Source organism: Ruegeria sp. BB10 (assembly GCF_056535725.1).
Genome location: NZ_JBQFIW010000001.1, coordinates 1,494,082 through 1,519,158 on the forward strand (window position 1 = coordinate 1,494,082; position 25,077 = coordinate 1,519,158).

The following is a 25,077-nucleotide window of genomic DNA, read 5'->3' on the forward strand; positions in this document are numbered from 1 at the left end:
ATTTCGGGATCGAGTGCCACTCGGAATGCCAAATTGTCAGTTTCGTGACGAATCTCAGCCAGGGCGGATGATATGTGACGGGTTTTGACCCTTACACCGCATAACGGCTGATCATCATTTCGACGCTGTTTTCGATGGTTTCGGCCATTTCGGCCTCGCTCAGCACAGACCCGGTGAACAAAAGGGGCCAAAATGCGCGCGCTTTGATCAGGCCGATGAATTCGCGCCCCGCTTGTTCCGGATCGTCGATCCGCAATTGCCCGTCCTCGGCTGCATCCCGCATCATGCCGATGAAGGCGGCAGTTTTGTCTAGTTTGCCTGTCGCCTCGGCAGCAAGGGCCGGGCTGCGCAAGGTTTCGCTGATCACCATCCGGGACATCGCCATCACATCCGGCATCATCAGGATGCGCCCTTCGGCCCAGGCCAGTTCGGTCAGTTGTTCGCGAATATCACGGCCTTTTTTGTACCGGATTTCGACCACTTCGGCAAAGCGGCTGGACAGCTCGATCACAATCGAGCGAAACAGGTTTTCCTTGCTTTCGAAATACTTATACAGCGTACGCTTAGACACCTCGGCCTGCGCCGAGATGCGATCCATGCTGGCTGCGGCAAAGCCCTTGTCCTGGAACTCGGCCACAGCAGCTTCGATGATCTGCGCGTATTTGGTCGCATTCGGTGCGCTGCATTCGGTCATGTCAGAGCTATAGACCTATTGACAGGGGGCGGTCAAATCCTAGGTAAACGCAAGAGTTTACAAGAGTGAAATTCTGTACCACTAGTAAACGCGCCAGTTTACCGACTCAGGTAACCAGCCCAACACGGAAGGTCCCCTCATGGCACTGACATTGAAACTGAATGGCGAAACCCACACGGTTGACGCCGAACCCGGCACGCCCTTGCTGTGGGTAATCCGGGATGAATTAAAACTAACTGGAACCAAATTCGGCTGCGGCGTCGCCTCGTGCGGTGCCTGCACCGTACACCTGAATGGCGAGCCCGTACGCTCGTGCCAGACCTATATCGAAGACGTCGAAGATGCCGAGATCACCACAATCGAGGCCGTCGGCAATGACAAGATCGGCGTCGCCATTCAGCAGGCCTGGGTTGAGTTGGACGTCGTTCAGTGCGGCTATTGCCAATCGGGTCAGGTGATGTCGGCCGTTGGGCTGTTGTCCGAAAATCCCACCCCATCCGTCGAAGAGATTGACGATTACATGCACGGCAATGCCTGCCGCTGCGCCACCTATCAACGCATTCGCGCCGGCATTCAGCGCGCGTCCGAAATTCTGGAGGCCTGATCTATGACCATCAACACCTCTCGCCGCGGGTTTCTGAAAGGGGCCGCCGCTGCCGGTGCTGTTCTGCTGGTTGGTGCGCGTGCCGATGGCGTGCTGGCTGCGACCTCATCCGAGACTGCGCAATTCAACCCCTTCGTCAAGATTGATGCGAATGGCACAGTGACGGCCATCGTTAAACACTTTGAAAAAGGTCAGGGGCCCGCAACCGGCCTGCCGACGTTGATCGCCGAAGAAATCGGTCTTCGCATGGATCAGATCGACTACGAATTCGCGCCATCTAACGCGCAGGTTTACAACAACCTTCTGTTCGGCCCCTTTCAGGGCACCGGCGGGTCGACCGCGATGGCGAATTCGTGGATGCAATATCGTCAGGCTGGTGCCGCCGCGCGCGAAATGCTGATCGCCGCCGCCGCCCAAAGCTGGGGCGTGGATGCCGCGGGTATCACCATCGACGAAGGCATCGTCAAAGCGGGCGACCAATCCGCCCCGATTGCCGAGTTTGTGGCTGCGGCCTCTCAGCTAGACGCGCCCGCCGAGCCGCGCCTGAAAGACCCATCGGAATTCCGTCTGATCGGCAACGAATCCGTGCGCCGCAAGGATTCCGCCATCAAAGGCAACGGTCAGGCCATGTATGCCATGGACGTTCACCTGCCAAACCAGATGGTCGCCATGATCAAGCGCCCTGAGTCAAAAGGCGGTATCGCCAACGGCTTTGACGACAGCGCGTCGAAAGAAGTCAAAGGCTATATCTCAGCCGCCGTTCTGCCCAATCAGGCAGGGGTCGCGGTTTACGCCGAAAACACCTGGGCCGCGATCCAGGCGCGTGACGCGCTTGAGGTTGATTGGGATATGTCGGGCGCGGAAACCCGCCATTCGGATCAGATCAAGGCCGAGATCATGGCCGCACTGGATGCCGAACCAACTTATAACGTGAACAAGGCGGACTTCGCAGCAGTCGCAGCTGCAATCGACGGGGCAGACAAGGTCATCGAAAAGACCTTTTACTTCCCGCTGCTGGCGCATGCTCCGATGGAGCCTCTGAACTGCACCATCGAACAAACCGCCGAGGGCGACATCGTCTTGCATGACGGTGCGCAAATGCCGACCGGCCCGCACATGGCGTATCAGCAAATCTTCCAACTGCCGCCCGAAAAGATTCACATCAAGACGATGCTGGCAGGCGGGTCGTTCGGGCGTCGCGCGACACCAGATGCGGATTACCAAGTCGAGGCAGCGCTGGCCTTTGTGGTCACCGACCGCTCGCGCCCGGTTAAGCTAGTCTGGACGCGTGAGGATGACATCCGCAGCGGCTATTACCGCCCTGCCTTTGGTCACAAGGTCCGTGTGGGCCTGAATGCCAATGGCGACATCGTTGGCTGGCAACATCAGGTAGCTGGCCAATCGGTCATCAAGGGCACTCCGTTTGAATCCGTTCTGGTGCATGACGGGATCGATCACAGCTCGATCGAAGGTATCGCCGACAGTCCTTATGCCATCCCCGGAATGGCGCTTGGGCTGACCGACACGCCGAAGGCAACGACTGTACTGTGGTGGCGCTCTGTGGGCCACACCCACACCGGCTATGTCATGGAGACGATGATGGATGCAGTTGCCGAGGCTGCAGGGCGCGATCCGGTGAAGTTCCGACTGTCGCACCTTGCCGACGCCAGCAACCCGGATCAGGCACGCAAAGCTACGGTTCTGAAACTGGCGGCTGAAAAAGGCAACTGGGGCAACGCGCCTGCAGGTCGCGCGCAGGGTATCGCAGTTCACAAGTCCTTTGGTTCCTATGCCGCTCAGGTTGTCGAGGTATCGGGCGATCCGGAAAACGGCATCAAGATCGAAAAGGTCACTTGTGCAGTCGATTGTGGCATTGCGGTGAACCCCGATGTGGTGCGCGCGCAGATGGAAGGCGGCATCGGTTACGGCATCGGGCATGTCATGCGGGATCAGATCACGCTGACAGATGGCACTGTGGATCAATTCAACTTCCCGGATTATGAGCCGCTGCGGATTGGCGACATCGCCGCGATTGACGTACATATCGTTCCATCAGCCGAGGCACCCACAGGTGTTGGCGAACCAGGCACCCCACCCTCGGCCCCGGCGTTGGCCAATGCAATCAACGCATTGTCAGGCACGCATGTAGCCGAACTGCCAATGGCTGAAAACGGCGTCAGCTTCGTTTAAAGCCCCTGCTCCGCGCCGTCCCCCTCTGGCGCGGAGCAACTTGCTGCAAAACCACTGCGGCAATAATTTGATCAAATTTAGTGACAAGGCGCGTTTAACCCATTACATCTCGGGTAACTCGAAGGATGGAGACCCCGATGGACCTGAGCGCCCTGCACAGTTTTCGCGTTGCTGCATGTGACCTAAACGGTCAGATGCGCGGCAAGCGAGTGCCGCCCTCATATGCCGACAAGCTGACTAAAGGCGCGGTGCGGATGCCCTTTTCCGCGTTGAACGTGGATCTATGGGGCGCGGATATCGACGGCAGCCCGCTGGTCTTTGAATCCGGTGACGCCGATGGAATGCTGCTGCCGACGGACCGCGGACCGGTGCCGATGCCTTGGCTGGAAGCAGACACCGCGCTGGTCCCGATGTGTTTGCATGATGACGCAGGTGTGCCCTTTGCTGGGGATCCCCGGCACGCGCTGGCCGCTGTGCTGGGACGCTATGCCCAGCGCGGTTGGTCTGTCATCGCAGCGACCGAACTGGAGTTCACTCTGCTGGACGCATCCGGCCCCCAGCCGCAGCCTCCAATCAACCCGGTCACAGATCGGCGGCTGGCGGATGAGGCAGTTTTGTCCATGGCCGAGATGGACGCGTTCGACGCGTTTTTCACCGATCTCTACGACGGATGCGCAGCCATGGGCATACCAGCCCAGACAGCGATATCCGAAAGCGGCATTGGCCAGTTCGAGATCAACCTGAACCACCAGGACGCCATGCGCTGCGCCGATGATACGTGGCTTTTCAAGACCTTGACGCGTGGCCTTGCCCGCAAACATGGGTTTACGGCCACATTCATGTCGAAACCGTACGCCGATGACGCAGGCAACGGGATGCACGTGCATTTTTCGGTCGTTGACGAGAAAGGCCGGAACGTATTCGACAATGGTGGGCCTGAGGGGACTGATCTGCTGCGCTGGGCCGTTGCCGGATGTCTGTCGGCGATGCCGGGCTGTACGCTGATATTTGCGCCCCACGGCAATTCCTACACGCGCCTTATACCCGGCGCGCACGCCCCGACCGGTGCCAGTTGGGCCTATGAAAACCGCACCGCCGCCCTTCGCATTCCCGGCGGTGCCTCTGCCGCACGGCGGATCGAACATCGCGTCGCGGGCGGCGACATCAACCCTTATCTGATGCTGGCGGCCGTGCTGGGTGCCGCGCTGAACGGGATCGAGGACGAGACCGAACCCCCCGCCCCAATCTCGGGCAATGCATATGAGATCGATGGCTTGCCGCAACTGGCGGCAGATTGGGGTGCAGCCATTACCGCGTTCGAAACCGACCCGAACGTAGCGCGCATCTTCCCCGCCGATCTGATCCGCTTTTTTGCCATGACCAAGCGGCAGGAAATGCGCCGCTTTGCCGACCGCCCGGCGGAAGAACACTGGCTAAGCTATCTGGAAGCGGTATGACCCTCTTGCCCGCGTAAACCCGGTGGGCTAGAATAAATTTGATCAAATTTGGTGACCCATGAAAATCGGCATCCTACTGACCGGCCACCCTCCTGACGTATTGCAGGACCAGTTCGACGAATATGACGCGATGTTTCGCGCGCTTCTGGACGGCAATGGCTTTACCTATGAAACCTTCGCTGTCGTGGACGGGCAGTTCCCAAAAGATGAGCTTCAGGCCGATGGCTGGGTCATCACTGGCTCGCGCCACGGCGCGTATGAGAACCACCCGTGGATACCGCCTCTTGAAGATCTGATCCGCGCCATTCGCCAAAGCGGACGCCCCTTGATCGGCGTCTGTTTCGGCCACCAGATCATTGCGCAGGCGCTTGGCGGGAAAGTCGAGAAATTCCAAGGCGGCTGGGCCGTTGGACGCACGGACTATGAATATGACGGCCAGACCATAACGCTGAACGCCTGGCATCAGGATCAGGTGATTGAATTGCCCGAAGACGCGCGCGTGTTGGGCACAAACACTTTCTGCCGTAACGCGATGGTGGCCTATGGCGACAACGTCTGGACGGTGCAGGCGCATCCGGAATACGGCGATGCTTTCATTCAGGGCCTCATGAACACGCGCGGAAAAGGCGTTGTGCCCGATGCACTGATGGAGGCGGCAGCCAACCGCCTGCCCACCCAGAACGACAATCCGAAGATCGGGCAGTTGATGGCCGAGTTTCTGAAGAAAGAGAGGGCCTGATGGCCGACTGGAAAGATCAACTGCCACAGGCAGCCCGAACTTATATCGACGGCCAACGGCTGGATGAGGTTGAATGCATCATCTCGGACTTACCCGGTATCGCCCGTGGTAAGGCTGTGCCCGCCTCGAAATTTGCAAAGCAGGCTTATTTCCATCTGCCCGACAGCGTTTTCTACCAGACCATCACAGGTGATTGGGGTGAGGCCGCCGGCGAGGATGGGTTTATCGAACGGGACATGATCCTCAAGCCTGACTTTTCGACCGCCTCGGCCGCGCCCTGGACGGGCGACTGGACACTGCAAGTGATCCACGACGCCTATGACCGGGATGGAGAGCCGATCCCCTTCAGTCCTCGCAACGTGCTGAAACGGGTGGTGCAGATGTATCACGACAAGGGTTGGAAGCCGATTGTCGCGCCTGAAATGGAGTTCTTTCTGGTCGCCCGCAATGTCGATCCGGCGCAGGGGATCAAGCCGATGATGGGGCGTTCGGGGCGTCCGGCGGCGGCTCGTCAGGCCTATTCAATGACGGCAGTGGACGAGTTCGGCCCAGTGATCGACGACATCTACGATTTCGCCGAACACCAAGGGTTCGAGATCGACGGCATCACGCAAGAAGGCGGCGCGGGTCAGCTGGAAATCAATCTACGCCATGGCGATCCGGTCAAGCTGGCGGATGAGGTGTTCTACTTCAAACGCCTGATCCGCGAGGCCGCTTTGCGTCACGATTGCTTTGCCACCTTCATGGCCAAGCCGATCGAGGATGAGCCGGGCTCGGCCATGCATATCCACCACTCGATCATCGATACTGAGACCGGGCAAAACATATTCTCTGGTCCACAGGGCGGTGAGACAGATGCGTTCTATAACTTCATTGCCGGGCTGCAGAACCACCTGCCCGCCGGGCTGGCCGTGATGGCGCCTTACGTGAACTCCTACCGTCGCTACGTGAAAGACCACGCCGCACCGATCAATCTGGAATGGGCGCGTGATAATCGCACCACCGGTATCCGCGTGCCCCTGTCCGGGCCTGAGGCGCGGCGGGTCGAAAACCGTATCGCCGGGATGGACTGCAACCCTTATCTGGGCATCGCGCTGTCGCTGGCCTGTGGCTATCTGGGGCTGACTCAACAGGAACGTCCCCGCCGTCAATTCTATGGCGACGCCTATGAAGGCGAAGGCGATATCCCGCAGGTTATGGGCAGCGCGCTTGACCTGTTTGATGAGGCCGACGCCCTGCATGAGGTCCTTGGCCCAGAATTCGCCCGCGTCTACAGCATCGTCAAACGCGCAGAATACGAGGAATTCCTGCAGGTGATCTCTCCGTGGGAGCGTGAGCATCTGCTGCTGAACGTCTGAGGTGCGCGATGAACCTGCTCTATTCCAACGACCGCAAGGCCGAGTATCCGGCCAGTTGGTATGCGGCGACGGCCAACCCGGTGGATCGGTTTCCGGCACTCTGCAAAGACGAGACAGCCGATGTCTGTGTCGTCGGTGCAGGCTACACCGGCCTGTCCGCCGCGCTGCATTTGGCCGAAGCCGGGCTCAACGTGGTGCTACTTGAGGCGCACCGTGTGGGGTTCGGCGCGTCCGGTCGCAACGGTGGCCAGTTGGGAAGCGCCCAGCGCATGGACCAGGAAGACCTCGAGCGGTTGGTTGGAAACGATGATGCGGCCAAGCTATGGGATCTGGCAGAGGACGCAAAAGATCTGGTCAAATCGCTGATCGCTAAGCACCAGATCGACTGCGACCTGAAACCGGGCGTTGCCGTTCTGGGCCTCAGCGCAGGCGAGCAGCAAGACCTGCACGAACATGCCGCACATCTATCCGGCCGTTACAGTTACGATCAGATCGAATTGTTGGATGAAACCGCCGGCCACGCGCTGTGCCCATCGCCCTCTTACAGAGGCGGGTATCTGGACATGGGTGCGGCACATCTGCATCCGTTGAACTTTGCCTTGGGTCTGGCGCAGGCCGCGGTAATGGCCGGGGTGCGTATCTTTGAGGGCACTGAGGTCACCGGTATCGACGAAGGCCAACCCGCCAAGGTGCAGACGGCGAACGGAACGGTCAGAGCCGACCACGTTGTTCTGGCCTGCAACGGCTACCTTGGCGATCTGAATCGCAAGGTGGCCTCAAGGGTCATGCCGATCAATAACTTCATTGCGGCGACCGAGCCATTGGGGGCCGACGCCGCCCGCGTCCTGACGCAGGACGTTGCGGTCGCCGACACGAAATTCGTGGTTAATTACTTCCGCCTCAGCGCGGATGGTCGTCTGTTGTTTGGTGGCGGAGAAAGCTACGGCTACCGTTTCCCCGCCGACATAGCCGCCAAGGTGCGCAAACCTATGACGGAGATCTTTCCGCATCTGCATGATGTGAAGATCGACTATGCTTGGGGTGGCACGCTGGCCATCACCATGCGCCGCATGCCCTACCTGACGCGGGTTGCGCCGAATATCCTGTCGGCCTCGGGCTATTCAGGCCACGGAGTGGGTACCGCTACCCATGCTGGTCAATTGATGGCACTGGCCATACAGGGACAAGCCGAAGGCTTTGACACCATGGCCCGCGTCCCCGCCCTGCCCTTTCCCGGTGGCTCCGCCCTGCGCAGCCCGTTGCTGGTTCTGGCAATGACGTGGTTTGCGCTGCGGGATCGGTTAGGGGTGTGATCCAGGCAAACCTGATTACTTAAATTCTCTCAGGACACGGAACCCTGCCCCGGCTGTCCGAGAGCTTTCCAAACCACTCCTCGTCCAGCGACACGTGAGGCGTCCATTGCGGCATAGTACGCACCACCCCGTGTGACGCGTCTTTCACAATTGGGTTCAAGTGCCTTTTCCAGGTAAAGGCTGGACGTCTCCCAACCGGCATATTGATCCGTCCTGCAGGACATCGTTACTTCCACAACATTGCCGGACATATGGCGCAGGCCCCAGGCATTGGCCGCGTCCAGCAAATCCACCGGTACTGGGACTCCGCGGGACACGAGGTCTGGGCGCTCTTCCCCCAGCATGATCTCTGTTGCGCTTCCCAGAAAGTTCACCTGATCGGTTGTGACTTCCTCGCCTTGTGCAAAGGGTCTGCGTCCCGGCGCGCGCGGCGTATTCCCATTCAGCCTCTGTCGGTAAGCGATAGACATCCTTCCCCACTTTACTGTTTAGCCAATCGGTGTAGGAAACAGCGTCCAGATAAGAAATCATGATAACTGGATGGTTTCCAATGACCTTTGCGCGCTGCGATTTGGGTAACCGAATAAAGTCCTCCGGCTCATACCCTCCGCAACCACCATCATCCACGCAAGCCATCCATTGATCGTAGGTGATTTCGTTTCGGCCCATCGCCACGGGCAAGTCTATCGTGACCTTGTGAACCGGCCCTTCGTGAATCGAGCTGTAGGACAATTCTGGGGTGGTACGTATCCAGTTGCCCTCTTTATCGAAATTATAATGCAGTTTCGATTCACCCGGAGGGCCACCCATCAGAAATTCACCCAAAGGCAAGGCAATCATTTCAGGGCAAACATAGCATTCCTGAAATATCTCAAGCGGAGCCACTTCCACGCCGTCTGACAGAACAAACTGAGCATTTGCCACTGGCGCGTACGTTAGTAGCGCCAAGAGAAATATGAACCGTCCGATAATCAAAATAGTGATCCCACCTTGCAACCTAGAGCAACGCAAAAGTTGGGTAATTGGCACCTTACTTTCTCAAAGTTGCAAGCTCAAAACAATTACCTGGGCGTATTGCAAGCCAACCAGTGACCCTTTGATTGTGACGGATTGGTGAAATTTCGCCAACATGGCGATTGAGGGGTTTTATTGCCCCCCATTTAGCTTTATCTTTCCCAAAGTTAGAATTTGGGAAAATCAAATATGACGCTTCCTCCAAACGTTCATGACGCCGAACCCATCCCCGAAGCCGCAAAAGAAGCCATCGACGCCCTGATGCAGTCGGGAGACCTGTTTCGCTATACCGCGCCACAGGATGCGCCGGTGGCTCTGCTCGAGGCGGAATTTGCCGCTTTGCTGGGAACAAAATACGCGTTGGCCGTGTCATCGTGCTCGGCCGCATTGTTCCTGTCTCTCAAAGCGTTGGGCTTGCCTCGGGATGCACGGGTTCTGATCCCCGGCTTTACCTTTGCTGCCGTGCCCTCGTCTGTCGTGCATGCGGATTGCATTCCGGTGCTGTGTGAGGTCGGCGAGAATTATCGCATCGACATGGAAGATTTCGCCACCAAGCTGGACGGCGTACAGGCCGTAATCATCAGCCATATGCGCGGCCACACGTCCGACATGGATGCCATCATGGCACTGTGCAACGAACGCGACATCCCGGTGATCGAGGATGCGGCTCATTCGCTGGGCACAACCTGGCATGGGCAGAACATTGGCACCATCGGCAAGGTGGGGTGCTTTTCATTCCAGTCCTACAAGATGATCAACGCGGGGGAAGGCGGCATCCTGATCACCGACGATGCCGACCTGGTGGCCCAGGCCGTGATCATGTCGGGCGCTTATGAGCACAACTGGAAGAAGCACAAAACCCCGCATGGCGACAACTCGCCCGAGTTGGAGCAAGCCTTTGCCCGCTGGCAGAACCAGTTGCCGCTGTATAATCTGCGGATGAGCAACCTGAGCGCCGCCGTGATCCGCCCCCAAATCCCCGAACTGGCGCGGCGTGTGCGGGATGGCCTGTCTAACCACGACTACGTGGCCGAACGGCTGAACACCTCGTCCCATATCGACGTCCCTGCCCCCCTGACACCCGAACGCCGGGCACCGGATTCGATCCAGTTCAATCTGGTCGAAATGAATGAGGCCGAAATCCGCGCCTTTGCGGCGGCTTCAGAGGCACGCGGTGTCAAAGTTCAGGTTTTCGGCCTGAGCGAAGACAACGCCCGCGCCTTCTGGAACTGGCAATTCCTGCCCGAAAAGTTCGACTTGCCGCAGACACGGGACATGCTGATGAAAGCGTGCGACGTCCGTCTGCCTGTACGGCTGACCAAGGAAGAACTGGACGTGATCGCCGATATTCTACTGGCTTCGGTCGGCGAGGTGACCGGTCCGGTTCCCGTCTACGGAACTTGATAAGGCTTACGGATCGAGGTCAAACACCTCGGTCGACAGAAACAGGGCTGTAATCCCCTCGGGGGTTACACCCACACGCGACAGGATCGCCGCGACTTGGGGGCCGGTCGGCGTATACACTAAAAGCGGCGCACCGGAATCTCCCATCATGACCGGGCACAGCGACAAGACCATTCCACCCTCAAGGGGACGCGGCGCACAGGTCAAAGTCCGGCTGAGGACATGAGGCCGAAGACCGGGATACCCCGCAACAAACGACGAAGGCGTCAACGCAGATGCCAACGGCAGATAACCAACCGTTTGACCAATAGGCTCGGTCAATTCCAGAACCGCCCAGTCCAATTCGGTACGGTCGTCGAACGCCCCGTCAGCGCCTTGTTCGGGATGCATCTTATACCCATCGATGCCCGCAACGGCCGCGGCCTCTCCGCGTTGATAGCCAGCGGCAAACCGGATGCTAGAGGGCGGTATCCAGCGTTTGCGTGGGGAACTGTACAGGCAATGCGCAGCAGTCAGGACCAGCCGGTCAGACACCAATACACCAGTACAATGTGACCGCCGATCCCTGCTGGCGAAATTGAGGCGCCCAATGGCACGCCATGGGGGCTGATCGGCATCCAGGATTTCGCGCGCACGAATGGCATCGCACCCTTCTTCGGATTGGGTGCCCATCGTGCAAACCGCAGACCAGCCTTCTGAAAAAACGCCCTGTGATGACACCGGGTGGGCCCAAAGCACCGCAACACTCAGGACCAGCCAGCGCAACACAACAGACGTCAGTTCAACTTGGAGAGCTTTTTCTGCAACTCAGCCAGCTGCTTTTTGATGTCATCCAGATCTTCTTTCGCTTCCGGATTGGCATCTTCACCATCTTCAGGGCCTGACCAATTGCCTGACAGCCCTCCGGTCATCGCCTTGAGAAATGCCTGTTGCTGCGCCTGCATGGCTTCGAAACCCGGTATCTGCGACATCGGGTTCATGGCATTCATATTCTCCATCATCTTGCTTTGGCTTTCGCGCAGCATCTCAAACGAACTTTGCAGGAATTGCGGCATCATCCCGCCGCCTGGAATCATGTAGCTGCGCACCAGATCGTTCAGCACGTTGACCGGCAGCACATTTTCACCCCGGCTTTCGTGTTCGGCGATGATTTGCAGTAGATATTGCCGGGTCAGATCGTCGCCGGATTTCAGGTCAATGATCTGCACTTCACGCCCATCGCGGATGAAGGTCGCGATATCTTCGAGCGTAACATAGTCGCTGGTCTCGGTGTTATACAGCCTGCGGCTTGCATAGCGCTTGATCAACAGCGGTTTTTCTTGTTCTGGCACCGTTTGCCCTCCCCAAGGATGATGCGTTGCAGCAGAGATTATGCGACCGCAGAACAAAAAGAAAGGGCAGGTCCTAAGACCTGCCCTGCGCGATTGCACCAAATGGGAGGAGTGGGTGCGCCTCGCGCCCAAATTTTACTTGGTGGCTGCAGCTTTTTTGGCAGCGGCAGTCACGTCGTTGGTGGCTTTCTGAACAGCAACGGTTGCTTCTTCAGCAGCGTCTTTACCAGCGGCCATCAGCAGCTCGACGGTTTCGGTCTGCAGTTTTTTCGCGATTTCAGCGAAAGCAGCCATGTTTTCAGCAGCAACTTCAGCCGACGCGCTTGCGAAGTCGGTTGCGGCTTTTGCGTATTCAGCAGGCTCGGCCTTTGCTTTCGACATCTCGGTCAGCTTGGACAGTGTGTCTTTGGTCCATTTGTTCGAGATTTCAGCCGACTTTTCTGCTGCTTCCAGAGCAACACCCGACAGCTTTTCGTTCAGCGAAGCGGTCGATTTGAAGGCACCTTCCAGAGCGGTGGTGTCAACGGGGAATGCACCCATCATGTCTTTCAGGGTCGCGGTAAAGTCTTGAGTCTTTGCCATTGTCCTAATCCTTTTTGCCGAACCGGGCCCACCCCGGCTTTCATCAGCTTGAGGACAATATGATTGCTGCAATGCAGCATTGCAAGTTTTTTTTGCTGCATTGCAGAAATTCTTAAGTTTCAAAATGAAATCAGTTGTTTGGATCGGCCACCACATAGGTCCCGGGTGCTGGTGCAAGCCGTGGGTGATCCGAATCGCCGGTATCGCGGGCAGGAACCTGCTTGCCGGATCGCTTCTTCAACCAGGCCTCCCACAGGGGCCACCACGAACCTTCGTGGAAGTCGGCCTCTTTCATCCATGTGTCCGCGGCCACCTTCAGATCGGGGTTGGTGTAGTGGCCGTATTTCTTCTTGCTGGGCGGGTTGATGATGCCTGCGATGTGACCGGATTCCGAGACGACAAAAGTCTTGGAACGTGACCCCATCTTTTGCACACCACGATAGCAGTCTTTCCAAGCAGCAATGTGATCCGTCTGACAGGTGATCGCCATCAACGGCACGTCCACGTCACTGACATGCAGCTTGTGCCCGAGAAGTTCGAAACCGCCTTCGGCGAACTCATTGCGCTGGCATAGCCCGCGCAGGTATTGCACCGTCATCTTGGCAGGCAGGTTGGCCCCGTCCCCATTCCAGTACAGCAAGTCAAAGGCTGGCGGCATCTCGCCCAGCATATAGCTGCGGATGGCTGGACCGTAGACCAGATCGCGCGAGCGCAGAAAGGACATGGTGCGCCCCATGATCCATGAGCGCAGAATGCCTTCTTTGTTTACCTCTGCCTCAACCCCGTCAATGAAGTCGTTCTGCAGAAATGGCGTAAACTCGCCCTGTTCGGAAAAATCCGTCAGCGCAGTAAACATGGTGGCCGATTTGATCGACTTGTCGCCGCGCTGCTTCTGCAACGCCAGGGTCAAACTTAGAGTAGTACCAGCAATGCAATAGCCAATCGCGTTCACCTGCTTGACCTTGCAGATTTTCTTAGTTTCTTCGATCGCGGTCAGAAAGCCATCTTCGATATAATCTTCCATCCCAACATCCGCATAGCTTTCATCAGGATTGATCCAACTGACCACAAACAGTGTATAGCCTTTTTCAGTGATCCATTTGATCAGGCTGTTCTGGGCCTTAAGGTCAAGGATATAGAACTTGTTGATCCAGGGCGGGAACAGCACGATCGGTGTTTCATACACAGTTTCAGTCGCGGGTTTGTACTGGATCAGTTCCATCATACGATTGCGATAGACCACATCGCCCGGAGTGGTCGCCAGATTGCCGCCGACCTCAAACGCGCTTTCATCGGCCAGTTTGACAACCAGCTCGCCGTCATTGGCCTCAAGATCCGAGACAAGGTTTTCCAGCCCTTTGATCAATGACTGCCCTTCGGTCTCAACCGCCTTTTGCAGAGCGTCTGGATTGGTCGCCAGGAAATTCGTGGGGGACATCATGTCGACAATCTGCTGCGAGAAGTATTTGAGGCGGCGTTTGTCCTTGGCATCCAGATCCTCAACCGAGGCCACGGCCTGCGCGATGGCTTCTGCGTTGGTCTGGTATTGCTGCCGGATCAGACGGAAATAGGGGTTGGTTTCCCATAAGGGGTTGGAAAAACGCTTGTCCTGGGGTTTGGGCTGGTCATCGTCAGCCTCGCCCGTGGTCATTGCTTTTTGGGCTTCGGCGAAGTTCAGAACCGACTTGCCCCAGTATTCTATCTGTTGTTCCAGCAGTTTTGCCGGATTTTGCCAAGCTTCGGCCCAATAAGCTGTTGCTGCTCGTGCGAAAAGCTCTTGATTCGGGCCATCCAAAGCGGGGGTATGAGGCTTTTTGGCCGACATGACTTCGATCAGCCGCTTCGAAAGCGCCTCGACCTTTTCCATATTTTCTTTAAGGCGTTCAACGTTTTCTTCGGTCAGTTCTGGCATCTGATCTTCACTTGTTGTCATTTTAACAATTCCCCCCTAACCTCGCTGCTACGCAGAATAACGTCGTGGGTGTCGGGGGGCAAAGCGGCGAATGGTCCAATCTTATTGGCTGACATCTAGGAGGCCCCTTTTTCCATGCGCTACATGATGACATACGACCTGATGGAAACGATGCGCAACACCAACCAATGGATGGGCGCAACTGCCAGCGCAATCGCATCCTACCCCGCGTTTTCCATGATTCCCAACCCCGCAATTAGTATGATGGCTGCCTGGGGTGATGTCACCGAACGTACTTTCCAACGGATGATCGTCAAACCGGACTGGGGCATCCGCACTTTTACATGCGAGGATGGCAAAGACCATCTGGTCGATATCACGACCGTTGTCGAACGTCCCTTTGGTGACCTGGTGCATTTCCGGGTCAATGGGCGCGAGGAACAGCCCCTCAAGGTGTTGCTGGTGGCGCCGATGTCCGGGCATTATGCGACGTTGTTGCGCTCGACGGTGAAAAGCCTGCTGGTGAATTGCGAAGTCTATATCACTGATTGGCATAACGCGCGCGACATTCCTGTTTCCGAAGGCAAGTTCGATGTAGAGGACTATACACTCTATCTTGTCGATTTCATGAAAGAACTTGGTCCCAACACTCATGTGGTGGCGATTTGTCAACCTGCACCGCTGACTCTGGCCGCCACGGCCTATCTGGCCGAGGTTGAGCCCAAAGCGCAACCCAGCACGCTGACCCTGATAGGTGGACCGGTAGACCCCGATGCCACCCCGACCGATGTGACCGATTTTGGCCGCCGCGTCACCATGGGGCAGCTGGAAGAGACCATGATCCAGCGTGTCGGCTTCAAGTACAAAGGCGTTGGCCGCATGGTCTACCCCGGCCTGTTGCAGCTGGCGTCCTTTATGTCGATGAACGCAGAGCGTCATTCCAAAGCGTTCTCCGAGCAGATTCAGCGCGTTATGCAAGACGAAGCTTCGGACCATGATGCGCATAACCGTTTCTACGATGAATATCTGGCCGTTATGGACATGACCGCCGAATTCTATCTGTCGACGGTTGAGCGTGTGTTCAAGAACCGCGAAATTGCCCGGAACGAATTCGTCGTCGCGGGCCACAAGGTGGACATCGGCAAAATCACCAATGTTGCGGTCAAGACGGTTGAAGGCGCAAATGACGATATCTCGGCCCCCGGCCAGTGTATCGCTGCGTTGGACCTTTGCACCGGTTTGCCCGCATCGAAGAAGGCCAGTCATGTTGAACCAGCAGCCGGGCACTATGGCATTTTCGCCGGACGCAGCTGGCGTGACAATATCCGGCCACTGGTGATCGACTTCATGACCGCCAACGCCCGCAAACCACAACGCCGGGCCGCCAATAAGAACAAGATCGCCTGACAAAAATGCACAGGAGAGCAGCCCACCCAATGCCCTTCTCCTGCGAATGCGGTACTTTGCACGGGCATATCACCGCTGAAGGAGTGCATTCGGGCACCCATGTCGGTTGCTTTTGCCGCGACTGCCGCGCAGCACAGCTGTACTTCGGTCAACCCGATCCAGCCCCCGGCCCTGTCAACATCCTACAGATGAGCCCAGAGGAGATCTGCTTCGAAGGGGGCTCGAAAAAACTTGCGCTGATGCAGCTAAGCCCCAAAGGGATGTTGCGGTGGTATTCCAGTTGCTGCAATGCGCCGCTGGCGACTACCGCGCGGACCGCGAAGTTTCCTTTTGCGGGGTTCGACGTCAAGCGCATCTCCGATCCAAGCGGCCTTGGTCCGATCACAACCCGTGGCTTTGTTCCGCAGCCGAACGGCAAGCAATCGCATGAAAAACTGCGCTATGCAGTGGTTGGGATGCTGACGCGCCTCAGCAAATCGTGGCTGTCCGGAAGCTGGAGAAACACGCCGTTTTTTGACCTAGGCGACGGCAAACCTGTGGTCGCACCGACGATACTCAGCAAGACTGAGCGCGCGAAATTCTACACGTAAGCTGCGCGAGCGGGTGCGCTTAGCCATTGTGTCAGCGCGTCATTCACGAAATCGGGCGCTTCGAGCGTCGGCAGGTGTCCGGCCTCGTCAATAACTTTCAAATCGGCACCCGGTATCAGTTCGGACATAAAGGTATGTTTGCGCAGCGGTGTAAGGATGTCATGCGCGCCGGACAGAACCAGTGTTGGCACCTTGATGCGCCGCAGCTCACCTTGCTGATCGGGACGCCGTTGCAAAGCGCGAATCTGACGTTCGAACACCTCGGGCCCCAGATCCAGCGCCATTGCGACCAAATCGTTCAGAATGGGTATGCGCCGCGGTCCCGGTGCCAACGTGTTCGAGCTGATTATCCGACGCATCACCTCTTCCAGCCGACCCATTTTCGTGGCGACCAACAACTCTTCGCGCGCCGCCGCGGTCTGAGGTGTATCGGCCTGCGCATCCGTCGCCATCAGGCAAAGACGCGACACCCGATCCGGCGCGCGCCGAACCAACTCCAGCGCAACCACGCCCCCCATACCCGACCCAGCCAGCGCAAATCGTCGCGGCAGTTGGTCCAGAAGGGACGACGCAATCTCTTCGATACGTTCGCCCAGTGAAATCGGTGCAACCGTAACCGCGCGCTGCCGCGACAAGCTGTTGATCTGGGGTTCAAACAACCGTGCGTCGCACATCATTTCAGGCAGTAAAACCAGCGGCTCGATCACGCGGGGCCTCGCAACACTTCAACTTTATAAGCAATGCTCTTTGCACTCAGGATGAGGGGTTTTGCAGGTTCGGGCAAGTTAAACTTCAGGGATATTTGATGTCCCGGAAAGGCGGGAAATCTGCATATCGGTTGCGTCGGGTTTTCAGGTCTTCGCCCGGCTCAGCCCCGGGGCGCAGCAAACACCCGCGCGGTGCAATATAGCTGTCGATCCGGCGATGGGGGTGTGGCCTCCACACCAGATTAAAGGCGCAGAGCTTGGGAAAGAACCAGATTTCGGAATAGTCCAGATGATCGTGCATCCACCACGCCAAATCACGCCAATCACGTCCCGTATCGTATTGATCGGCGAACCAAGGGATGACGATTGACGCCCCGGCGATCCGAGCATCCCCTTCGCCCCGATCCCAGATATGGCATTCCAACGGGTTGTCGTTGCGGGCGCAGTTCAACCGGTTCTCATTCCCGAATTGATTCAAAGAGGGTGACCGATACCCGGACCGGACCGCGATACGTCCAAAGGTTTCCTCAAGCGGGTCCAGCAGGGTCTGGCAAAAGGCGCGCCCCGTTTCGATGGCAAGGTCAGGATTGTCTGGAAGGTTTTGCTTTTCATGGAAATTTCCAATCTCAGAATACAGGAATTCCCGCATGAAGAAATGCCGGGACAGACGTACACGCCCAAGCGTTTCAAGGCTCCACATGCTGCCCGGCTTGCGCATTAACCATACCCGTTCCAGCAAAAGGCACCGTCCGGTGCAAGCGCAGAGAAAGGATTGAAGGCCACTTCCCAGATCGTCCCATCGGGGGCGCGGAAATACCCATGATGCCCGCCCCAGAAAACATCAGATGCCGGTTTCAATATCTCGGCTCCGGCTTCTCCGGCCTTGTCCAACACCTGCGCAACCTCGTCCTTTGACCGGCAATTGTAGCTGAGCGTCAGCGCACCATGGCCCAGAGTGTCAACGTCAACTCCGATCTCTTCAGCCAATGCAGACAACGGGTACAAACCTAAAGTCTGGCCGATAAGGTCAAAGGCAATTACCCCGTCGGGGCTGCTGACCCGTTTCCAACCCATGTCCTCATAGAACCCGGCGGCAAGCTCGGGGTCATCCACCCCAACTGTGATCAAGCTCACTCGCTGGTCCACTATTCGGTCCCCTGCTCACTCAGCCAGTCCAGAATACCTGCAACAGTCGCGTCCGTCTGCCCCGGGGACATCAGCCGACCCGCGATCACATGCGACGCCGGATCATCCCCTGACCCCATTGTCGCCAGATTGACCGTCTTCGGTCCACCCCATCTTTCGGCCACTTTATGCGTCAGGTCAGGACGCACGACTTGATCGTCATCCGAAAACCAGAACAGCGCCGGAATCTGCGCGCTCGAGAAGTCCAAGGCATAGACAGCCTCGACCAACAGGGTCATCGGCACCACAGCCTCCCACGGGTAAACCGAGGTCCAATAGGTGTTTACCTCCGGGTCCGGGCCAGAGACATTCCGTTCCTCCCCCATCACCAAGGGCAGCCACTTCCGCGCCCAGGGCAAGCCGGGAATCCACGCGCCCGGTGTGTTCACCCCGAAATTCGGAGACACAAAGACCAAAGCCGCCACGTCTTGGCTCAGTTCTTCATCTAACGCTGCTGCTGCGGCCAGCGTTCCGCCGGTCGAGGTTGAGATGACAACAACCTTGTCGCCAACGGCCCGCGCCGCGGCCAACCCCTCGGCCATATCCTGCATCCAGCCCGTAGCCGTCCCTCCGGCCATTGCCGGGCCATCGCGACCATGTCCCTTCAGGCGCGTATAGACCAGATTGGCCCCCAGCGCGTCGGCCACCTTATCCGGCACCGGACGGATTTCCTCGGACGAGGCCGAAAAGCCATGCACATAGAGAACCGAAACAGGCGTGCGTTGTTCTTTGAACCCGTCCTGCCAGACCACGCGCTTTTCCACTCCGGGCACGATGTCGTCATAGGCGGATTCTGTGCTTTCAAAGTAGACCTGAACCCCTTCGCCGAATTTGCGCGGATCAAAGCGGGGATGCAGGTCGACCTGTTCACGCGGCCCGAACCAATAGATCAGGCCACCGACAACAATCAGTGCCAGCAGCAGACGCCCAAGAAACCACCCAAAGCGCTGCATCAGTTGGCCTCCATCACCTCAAGCACCGCATTTTCGATCAACCCCAGACAGGGGCCGTCCGAGAACCGGTGATCTGCGTCTTTGACCAGCAATAAACGCATATCTGGCCCACTGGCGTGTTCCAGCAACCGCACAGCCGTTTCGGTGGACACCGCCGTATCCGCCGTGCCCTGCAGAAAGCGCACCGGGAAAGGCAGGTCTAGCGCGTCGCGCAGCACCAACCGTTGACGCCCGTCTTCGATCATCCGCTTGGTGATGATGTAGGGTTCCATATAATCCGAGGGCAGTTCCACATGCCCAACACTATCTAGCGCAGCCTTTTGTTCGGCGCTGAACGACGCCCAATAGCCGTCCTCAGTGAAATCAGGCGCGGCGGCAATGGTCACCATACCAGCGATCCGTTCGGGTATCGTTCTGGCAAGCAACAGCGCCTGCCACCCGCCCATGGATGATCCGACAACGATTAACGGCCCTTCGGTCAAGGCTGCCACAGCCTCAATCGTATCTTCGTGCCAATCGCCGATACAGCCATCGGTGAATTTCTCGGAACTTTCACCATGACCGGAATAGTCGAACCGCAAAAACGCCTGCCCGCGCGCCTGTGCCCAGTCTTCCAGATGCACCGCTTTGGTGCCTTCCATGTCAGATTTGAGCCCGCCCAGAAAAACGATGGTCGGGCCATGGCCCTCACTTTTGTGATAGGCCAACCGCCGGTCTTTTGCGGTGATCAGAAATTCCGTAGCTGCCATGAAACCCTCTTTCCATTTGCATCACATCATGCACGGCAGACCAGTGGTCGCAATTCCCGATTTTCGCAGTCTCGCAGCGTCAGTCCTGCTTCCATCGACACTTGACAGGTTTTGCTGCACCTGCCACATGAGCCGCACACACATAACCCGCAACCGGGCGTTCAGTGGGCGCCAAACCGACGAGGAGAGCCGATATGGCCCTGGATGCAAAATCCGTCTCACTCACCTTTCCCGATGGCAATGCACGTTCTTATGACGCAGGCGTAACGCCCGCGCAGGTGGCTGCCGATATCTCGACCTCGCTGGCGAAAAAGGCCATCTCGGCCACGGTGAATGGCCAGCACTGGGACCTGCAATGGCCCATCGAATCCGATTCCGATATCGCCATTCACACCATGAAGGATGAGGTTCAGGCTAATGAACTGATCCGCCACGACCTGGCGCACATCATGGCTCGCGCGGTGCAGGAAATCTGGCCCGATACCAAGGTCACCATCGGCCCCGTCATCGAAAATGGCTGGTATTATGACTTTGATCGGGCGGAACCTTTCACGCCCGAAGACCTTGGCCTGATCGAAAAAAAGATGAAGGAAATCATCAACAAGCGCGACCCCGTGACCACCGAAGTCTGGGACCGTCAGCGTGCGATCGATTTCTACACCGCCAATGACGAGCCCTATAAGGTCGAACTGATCGACGCCATTCCGGGCGACGAGCCACTGCGCATGTATTGGCATGGCGACTGGCAGGACCTGTGCCGCGGCCCGCATCTGCAGCATACCGGTCAGGTTCCAGGCGATGCGTTCAAGCTGATGTCCATCGCCGGAGCCTATTGGCGCGGTGACAGCGACCGCGCGATGCTGCAGCGTATCTATGGCGTGGCCTTCACCGGCAAGGAAAAGCTGAAAGCTCACCTACACATGCTGGAAGAGGCCGCCAAGCGCGACCACCGCAAGCTGGGCCGCGAGATGAACCTGTTCCACATGCAGGAAGAGGCCCCCGGCCAAATCTTCTGGCATCCGAACGGCTGGAAAATCTACACCACCCTGCAGGACTATATGCGCCGGATGCAGGAGCGCGATGGATATGTCGAGGTGAACACCCCTCAGGTTGTCGACCGCAAACTGTGGGAGGCCTCGGGCCACTGGGACAAGTATCAGGAAAACATGTTCATCGTCGAAGTCGACGAGGAACATGCCCGCGAAAAGGCAATCAACGCGCTGAAACCGATGAACTGCCCCTGTCACGTGCAGGTGTTCAATCAGGGCCTGAAATCCTATCGTGATCTGCCCTTGCGGATGGCTGAATTCGGGTCTTGTGCCCGTTATGAACCTTCGGGCGCGCTGCACGGAATCATGCGCGTGCGTGGATTCACACAGGATGATGGTCACATCTTCTGTGCCGAGGATCAGATCGAATCCGAGACCGCCAAGTTCATTGCCTTTCTGTCTAAGGTCTATGCCGATCTGGGCTTCCATGACTGGACGATCAAACTGTCTACTCGTCCGGAAAAACGGATCGGGTCGGATGAAAGCTGGGATCTGGTCGAAAAGGCGCTGGGCGATGCCTGCAAGGCCGCCGGATATGAGTACGAGCTGCTAGAAGGCGAAGGCGCGTTTTATGGACCCAAGCTGGAGTTCACTCTGACCGACGCGATCGGCAGGACATGGCAATGCGGGACCCTGCAGGTGGACCCCAACCTGCCCGAGCGGCTGGATGCCAGCTTTATCGGTGCCGACGGCGCCAAGCACCGCCCGTTCATGCTGCACAGGGCTACGCTGGGCTCGTTCGAACGCTTCATCGGCATTCTTATCGAAGAACACGCAGGCAAGCTGCCGTTCTGGCTGGCCCCGCGTCAGGTCGTCGTCGCCTCGATCACGTCAGAAGCCGATGATTATGTGGCCGAAGTGGTTGAGACGCTCAAGGCCGCCGGTGTCCGCGCCGAGGCAGACATCCGCAACGAAAAGATCAACTACAAGGTTCGCGAACATTCGGTCGGCAAGGTTCCGGTCATTCTGGCCGTCGGTCATCGCGAAGTTGACGAACGCACCGTCAGCGTTCGCCGGCTAGGCGAAAAACAAACGCAGGTTCAATCGCTTGAAGCTGTAACAAATGAGCTTTCACAGGCCGCGACACCGCCGGATCTGTTGTAACATTCGGCATGGAATTGCCATGAATTCGGCCCCGCTTTTGGGGCCGAATTGAAATATTTCCTCTTTTCTTATTCAAAAACAGTATATTAACTTACAAGGGGGCGTTGTGCGCCCTGACGGGCTTGTGAGACACGGGCTCGTGAATTCAACTCTGGGCCGCAAGCCACTACCTTTGTCATTGTCACAAGCAGACATACGCAGTCATCAAAAGGGATTACCGAGATGTCGAACACCGCAAAATCACTGGTTATCGCAACCGCAGTCGCAGCCGCCGTTTCGGGCGCAGCCACAACTGCCACCGCACAAGCCAAAGAGAAATGCTATGGCATTTCGCTGGCCGGTCAGAACGACTGCGCCGCGGGCCCTGGCACAACCTGCGCGGGCACCTCGACCGTAGACTATCAGGGCAATGCCTGGACTCTGGTCGATGCAGGTACCTGCGCCGATATCGAACTGCCGGCCGAGGCTGACGGCACACCGCGCAAAGGCTCGCTGGAAGCTCAGGACCGCGATCTGCCGGCATAAGTCTGGCCTAAGCTAGTCAGGGGGCGGGCGACTTCGCCCGCCCCTTACTTCTAGAACAAGGAGCTGCCAAATGTTGGATGACACACTCCGTTCGAACCGCCTGCCTCTGGCACCCGGCGTCGGATACAAGCCGCAGCATTTCGCACAGATCCTTGAACACGCACAGCCAGTTGCCTGGCTGGAAATTCACGCCGAGAACTACATGGGTGACGGTGGTCGTCCGCTGGCGCAATTGCGCCATCTCTCGGAAAAGTTTCCGATCTCGGTCCATGGGGTTGGCCTGTCCATCGGCAGCGAAGGCCCATTGGATGCCGACCATCTGGCACGATTGAAACACCTGGTTGGCTGGCTGAAACCGGCCAGTTTCTCGGAACATCTGGCATGGTCGACCCATGACAGCCATTTTCTGAACGACCTACTGCCTCTGCCCTATACCAATGCCTCGCTTGCACGCATTTGCGAGCATATCGACCAGGTACAGGAAACCGTCGGTCGCCAAATGTTGTTGGAGAATCCGTCCAGCTATCTGGCGTTCGAAGAAAGCACCTGGTCCGAGCCCGATTTTCTGCGCGAAGTTGCACGTCGCACTGGGTGCGGCCTGCTGCTGGATGTGAACAACGTCTTTGTCTCAGCCACCAATCTGGAATTCTCTCCGCAGGGCTATATCGATGCCTACCCTCTTGAGAAGGTGGGGGAAATCCATCTAGGCGGGCATGATGAGGATGAGGACGACCATGGTCGCCCCCTGCTGATTGACAGCCATGGGCGCGAAGTCGTTGATCCGGTTTGGGCGCTGCTGGACTACGTTCTAGAGCGATCTGGTCCCAAACCCGTGTTGGTCGAATGGGACACGGACGTTCCAGAATGGCCCGTGCTGCGGGCCGAAGCAGACCGTGCGCAGGCGGCCTTGGACCGCGTCCCGGCATGAGCGTTTCGCAAGAGAGTTTTCACGCCGCGCTGATGAACCCGTCAGCCGCCATCCCCAAAGGACTGCTGGACGCGGTCGCACAACCTGCCGGGCGGCGGTTCAGTGTGTATCGCAACAACGTGGCGGTGTCGCTGACCGAAGCGATGCATCAGGCATTTCCGGTCATCACCAAATTGCTGGGGGCTCAGAACATGGATGGGCTGTCGGGTATTTTCCTGCGCAAACATCCCCCCTCATCGCCGTTGATGATGTTTTACGGCGAAGAATTCCCCGAATTTCTTGCCGGAATGGAGCAGCTCTCGCATATTGGATACCTGCCTGACGTGGCGCAATTGGAGCTTGCCTTGCGCCGTTCCTACCACGCCGCTGACAGCGAACCAGCCCCGGCGGACGCACTGGCTGTTCCGCCCGAAGACATCATGCGGGCACAGCTGGGATTTGCCCCGTCGATGCGGGTTCTGCACTCGGACTGGCCGATTTATTCGATCTGGCGTTTCAACACCGAAGTCGACGCCCCCAAACCCGATCCCACCGCCCAAGACGTTCTGATCACCCGGGCCGAGTATGACCCGGTTCCACATCTGCTGCCCGAAGGCGGCGCGCACTGGATTGCGGGCCTTCAGGCCGGGCAAACCATTGGTGGCGCGTTTGAAGATACTGTAAACCATTTCCCCGAATTTGACCTTGGGGCCACTCTGGCGCTGCTTTTACAAGGCGGCGCAATAACCTCTGTGACTATCGAAAGGCTGGCAACATGACTGCCCTGATCTCATTGCACAACAACACCCTGGGACGGTTAGAGATGACCTCTGGCTGGTTGACACCGACCTTGGCCAGGCTGGTCTTTGCGGCAACATTGCTGGTGTATTATTGGAATTCGGCGACCACCAAACTGGGTAGCGGATTCTTTGGGTTCCTGTTCCCGTCCGACGGTGCCTATGTGCAGATTTTCCCCAAAGCCATGGAAGCCGTCAGCTATGACAGCTCGCAATTGGGGATCATGCATTGGGCCATTGCTGTTGCGGGGACCTGGGCTGAGTTTCTTCTACCTACGCTGATCGTGATCGGCCTTCTGTCGCGGTTCGCAGCATTGGGTATGCTGGCATTTGTCTGGGTTCAGACGATCGTAGATGTCACGGGCCACGGCACGGAATTGGGCAGCTACTTCACCAACGCCGTAAGCCTGCTGGATGATCGGACACTCTGGTCCTTTCTGCTGGCAGTGATCGTGATCAACGGCGCAGGGCCGCTGTCCGTTGATCGCATCCTGCACATCAAGTGA

At 57.7% G+C, this 25,077-nt stretch carries 25 protein-coding genes and 1 pseudogene; 14 read left to right on the plus strand and 12 right to left on the minus strand.

Annotation, left to right across the window (positions count from 1 at the left end):
• Positions 1-91: 91 nt before the first annotated feature.
• Complete coding sequence (locus ACR3EP_RS07495) at positions 92-694, minus strand: TetR/AcrR family transcriptional regulator (protein ID WP_170349142.1); 603 nt, start codon at positions 692-694, stop codon at positions 92-94.
• A 139-nt stretch (positions 695-833) separates the two neighbouring features.
• Between ACR3EP_RS07495 and ACR3EP_RS07500 the strand changes: the two genes are divergently transcribed.
• From ACR3EP_RS07500 to ACR3EP_RS07525, 6 genes are all read left to right on the plus strand, one after another.
• Positions 834-1,298: a (2Fe-2S)-binding protein gene (locus ACR3EP_RS07500; protein WP_480637092.1), complete on the plus strand. Its 465-nt coding sequence runs from the start codon at positions 834-836 to the stop codon at positions 1,296-1,298.
• A gap of 3 nt (positions 1,299-1,301) precedes the next feature.
• Entirely contained in the window at positions 1,302-3,488 is a 2,187-nt protein-coding gene (locus ACR3EP_RS07505) for a xanthine dehydrogenase family protein molybdopterin-binding subunit (RefSeq protein WP_480637094.1), read from the plus strand.
• A 137-nt stretch (positions 3,489-3,625) separates the two neighbouring features.
• A complete protein-coding gene (locus ACR3EP_RS07510; protein WP_480637095.1) occupies positions 3,626-4,945 on the plus strand; it encodes a glutamine synthetase family protein in 1,320 nt (439 codons plus the stop codon).
• A 58-nt stretch (positions 4,946-5,003) separates the two neighbouring features.
• Positions 5,004-5,684, plus strand: coding sequence for a type 1 glutamine amidotransferase (locus ACR3EP_RS07515; RefSeq protein WP_480637097.1), 681 nt, complete (start codon positions 5,004-5,006; stop codon positions 5,682-5,684).
• Positions 5,684-7,042 carry a glutamine synthetase family protein gene (locus ACR3EP_RS07520; protein ID WP_170349147.1) on the plus strand — a complete coding sequence of 453 codons (1,359 nt, stop codon included), beginning with the start codon at positions 5,684-5,686 and terminating at the stop codon, positions 7,040-7,042. The genes ACR3EP_RS07515 and ACR3EP_RS07520 overlap by 1 nt, the downstream gene beginning before the upstream one ends.
• Before the next feature lie 8 nt (positions 7,043-7,050).
• The gene (locus ACR3EP_RS07525) at positions 7,051-8,355 is read left to right on the plus strand and encodes an NAD(P)/FAD-dependent oxidoreductase (RefSeq protein WP_480637099.1); all 1,305 of its coding nucleotides are present in this window, start codon (positions 7,051-7,053) and stop codon (positions 8,353-8,355) included.
• 29 nt (positions 8,356-8,384) lie between these two features.
• Here the strand turns inward: ACR3EP_RS07525 and ACR3EP_RS07530 are convergent, their stop codons facing one another.
• Together ACR3EP_RS07530 and ACR3EP_RS07535 are read right to left on the minus strand one after the other, a co-directional pair.
• A complete protein-coding gene (locus tag ACR3EP_RS07530; RefSeq protein WP_480637101.1) occupies positions 8,385-8,825 on the minus strand; it encodes a formylglycine-generating enzyme family protein in 441 nt (146 codons plus the stop codon).
• A pseudogene (locus ACR3EP_RS07535) lies at positions 8,785-9,195 on the minus strand (formylglycine-generating enzyme family protein); the annotation flags it as partial. The gene ACR3EP_RS07530 and the pseudogene ACR3EP_RS07535, both read right to left, overlap by 41 nt.
• Positions 9,196-9,558: 363 nt before the next feature.
• On the opposite strand from ACR3EP_RS07535, the gene ACR3EP_RS07540 reads away from it, so the two are divergent.
• Entirely contained in the window at positions 9,559-10,773 is a 1,215-nt protein-coding gene (locus ACR3EP_RS07540; RefSeq protein ID WP_480637103.1) for a DegT/DnrJ/EryC1/StrS family aminotransferase, read from the plus strand.
• Between the two features lie 6 nt (positions 10,774-10,779).
• Here the strand turns inward: ACR3EP_RS07540 and ACR3EP_RS07545 are convergent, their stop codons facing one another.
• The 4 genes from ACR3EP_RS07545 to ACR3EP_RS07560 form a co-directional block, all read right to left on the minus strand.
• Complete coding sequence (locus ACR3EP_RS07545; RefSeq protein WP_480637104.1) at positions 10,780-11,445, minus strand: trypsin-like serine peptidase; 666 nt, start codon at positions 11,443-11,445, stop codon at positions 10,780-10,782.
• Between the two features lie 104 nt (positions 11,446-11,549).
• On the minus strand, positions 11,550-12,104 hold the full coding sequence (gene phaR / locus ACR3EP_RS07550) for a polyhydroxyalkanoate synthesis repressor PhaR (RefSeq protein ID WP_425080402.1): 555 nt from the start codon (positions 12,102-12,104) through the stop codon (positions 11,550-11,552).
• Positions 12,105-12,239: 135 nt separating this feature from the next.
• Positions 12,240-12,686, minus strand: a complete 447-nt coding sequence (locus ACR3EP_RS07555) for a phasin family protein (protein WP_170349152.1) — start codon at positions 12,684-12,686, stop codon at positions 12,240-12,242.
• Between the two features lie 130 nt (positions 12,687-12,816).
• A complete protein-coding gene (locus tag ACR3EP_RS07560; RefSeq protein WP_480637107.1) occupies positions 12,817-14,619 on the minus strand; it encodes a PHA/PHB synthase family protein in 1,803 nt (600 codons plus the stop codon).
• A gap of 114 nt (positions 14,620-14,733) precedes the next feature.
• Here ACR3EP_RS07560 and phaZ point away from each other — a divergent pair, with 114 nt between their 5' ends.
• Together phaZ and ACR3EP_RS07570 are read left to right on the plus strand one after the other, a co-directional pair.
• Positions 14,734-16,005: a polyhydroxyalkanoate depolymerase gene (gene phaZ / locus ACR3EP_RS07565; RefSeq protein WP_480637109.1), complete on the plus strand. Its 1,272-nt coding sequence runs from the start codon at positions 14,734-14,736 to the stop codon at positions 16,003-16,005.
• Positions 16,006-16,034: 29 nt separating this feature from the next.
• Positions 16,035-16,595 (plus strand): DUF6151 family protein, encoded by a 561-nt coding sequence (locus ACR3EP_RS07570; RefSeq protein ID WP_480637111.1) that lies wholly within the window; start codon positions 16,035-16,037, stop codon positions 16,593-16,595.
• Here the strand turns inward: ACR3EP_RS07570 and ACR3EP_RS07575 are convergent.
• The 5 genes from ACR3EP_RS07575 to ACR3EP_RS07595 form a co-directional block, all read right to left on the minus strand.
• The gene (locus tag ACR3EP_RS07575; RefSeq protein ID WP_170349156.1) at positions 16,586-17,302 is read right to left on the minus strand and encodes an alpha/beta fold hydrolase; all 717 of its coding nucleotides are present in this window, start codon (positions 17,300-17,302) and stop codon (positions 16,586-16,588) included. The genes ACR3EP_RS07570 and ACR3EP_RS07575 overlap by 10 nt on opposite strands.
• An 85-nt stretch (positions 17,303-17,387) precedes the next feature.
• Positions 17,388-18,002, minus strand: a complete 615-nt coding sequence (locus ACR3EP_RS07580) for a hypothetical protein (protein ID WP_480639001.1) — start codon at positions 18,000-18,002, stop codon at positions 17,388-17,390.
• Between the two features lie 17 nt (positions 18,003-18,019).
• On the minus strand, positions 18,020-18,448 hold the full coding sequence (locus ACR3EP_RS07585; RefSeq protein WP_480637113.1) for a VOC family protein: 429 nt from the start codon (positions 18,446-18,448) through the stop codon (positions 18,020-18,022).
• Positions 18,448-19,440: an alpha/beta hydrolase gene (locus tag ACR3EP_RS07590; protein ID WP_480637115.1), complete on the minus strand. Its 993-nt coding sequence runs from the start codon at positions 19,438-19,440 to the stop codon at positions 18,448-18,450. Before ACR3EP_RS07590 ends, ACR3EP_RS07585 begins: the two co-directional genes overlap by 1 nt.
• Positions 19,440-20,189 (minus strand): alpha/beta hydrolase, encoded by a 750-nt coding sequence (locus ACR3EP_RS07595; protein ID WP_480637117.1) that lies wholly within the window; start codon positions 20,187-20,189, stop codon positions 19,440-19,442. Before ACR3EP_RS07595 ends, ACR3EP_RS07590 begins: the two co-directional genes overlap by 1 nt.
• A 194-nt stretch (positions 20,190-20,383) precedes the next feature.
• Between ACR3EP_RS07595 and thrS the strand changes: the two genes are divergently transcribed.
• The 5 genes from thrS (at position 20,384) to ACR3EP_RS07620 (ending at position 25,077) form a co-directional block, all read left to right on the plus strand.
• A complete protein-coding gene (gene thrS, locus ACR3EP_RS07600) occupies positions 20,384-22,342 on the plus strand; it encodes a threonine--tRNA ligase (RefSeq protein WP_170349160.1) in 1,959 nt (652 codons plus the stop codon).
• Between the two features lie 222 nt (positions 22,343-22,564).
• Positions 22,565-22,867 (plus strand): BufA1 family periplasmic bufferin-type metallophore, encoded by a 303-nt coding sequence (locus ACR3EP_RS07605; RefSeq protein WP_170349161.1) that lies wholly within the window; start codon positions 22,565-22,567, stop codon positions 22,865-22,867.
• A 70-nt stretch (positions 22,868-22,937) separates the two neighbouring features.
• Positions 22,938-23,795, plus strand: coding sequence for an MNIO family bufferin maturase (bufB, locus tag ACR3EP_RS07610; RefSeq protein ID WP_170349162.1), 858 nt, complete (start codon positions 22,938-22,940; stop codon positions 23,793-23,795).
• Positions 23,792-24,553, plus strand: coding sequence for an HvfC/BufC N-terminal domain-containing protein (locus ACR3EP_RS07615; RefSeq protein ID WP_170349163.1), 762 nt, complete (start codon positions 23,792-23,794; stop codon positions 24,551-24,553). The genes bufB and ACR3EP_RS07615 overlap by 4 nt, the downstream gene beginning before the upstream one ends.
• Entirely contained in the window at positions 24,550-25,077 is a 528-nt protein-coding gene (locus ACR3EP_RS07620) for a DoxX family protein (RefSeq protein WP_170349164.1), read from the plus strand. Before ACR3EP_RS07615 ends, ACR3EP_RS07620 begins: the two co-directional genes overlap by 4 nt.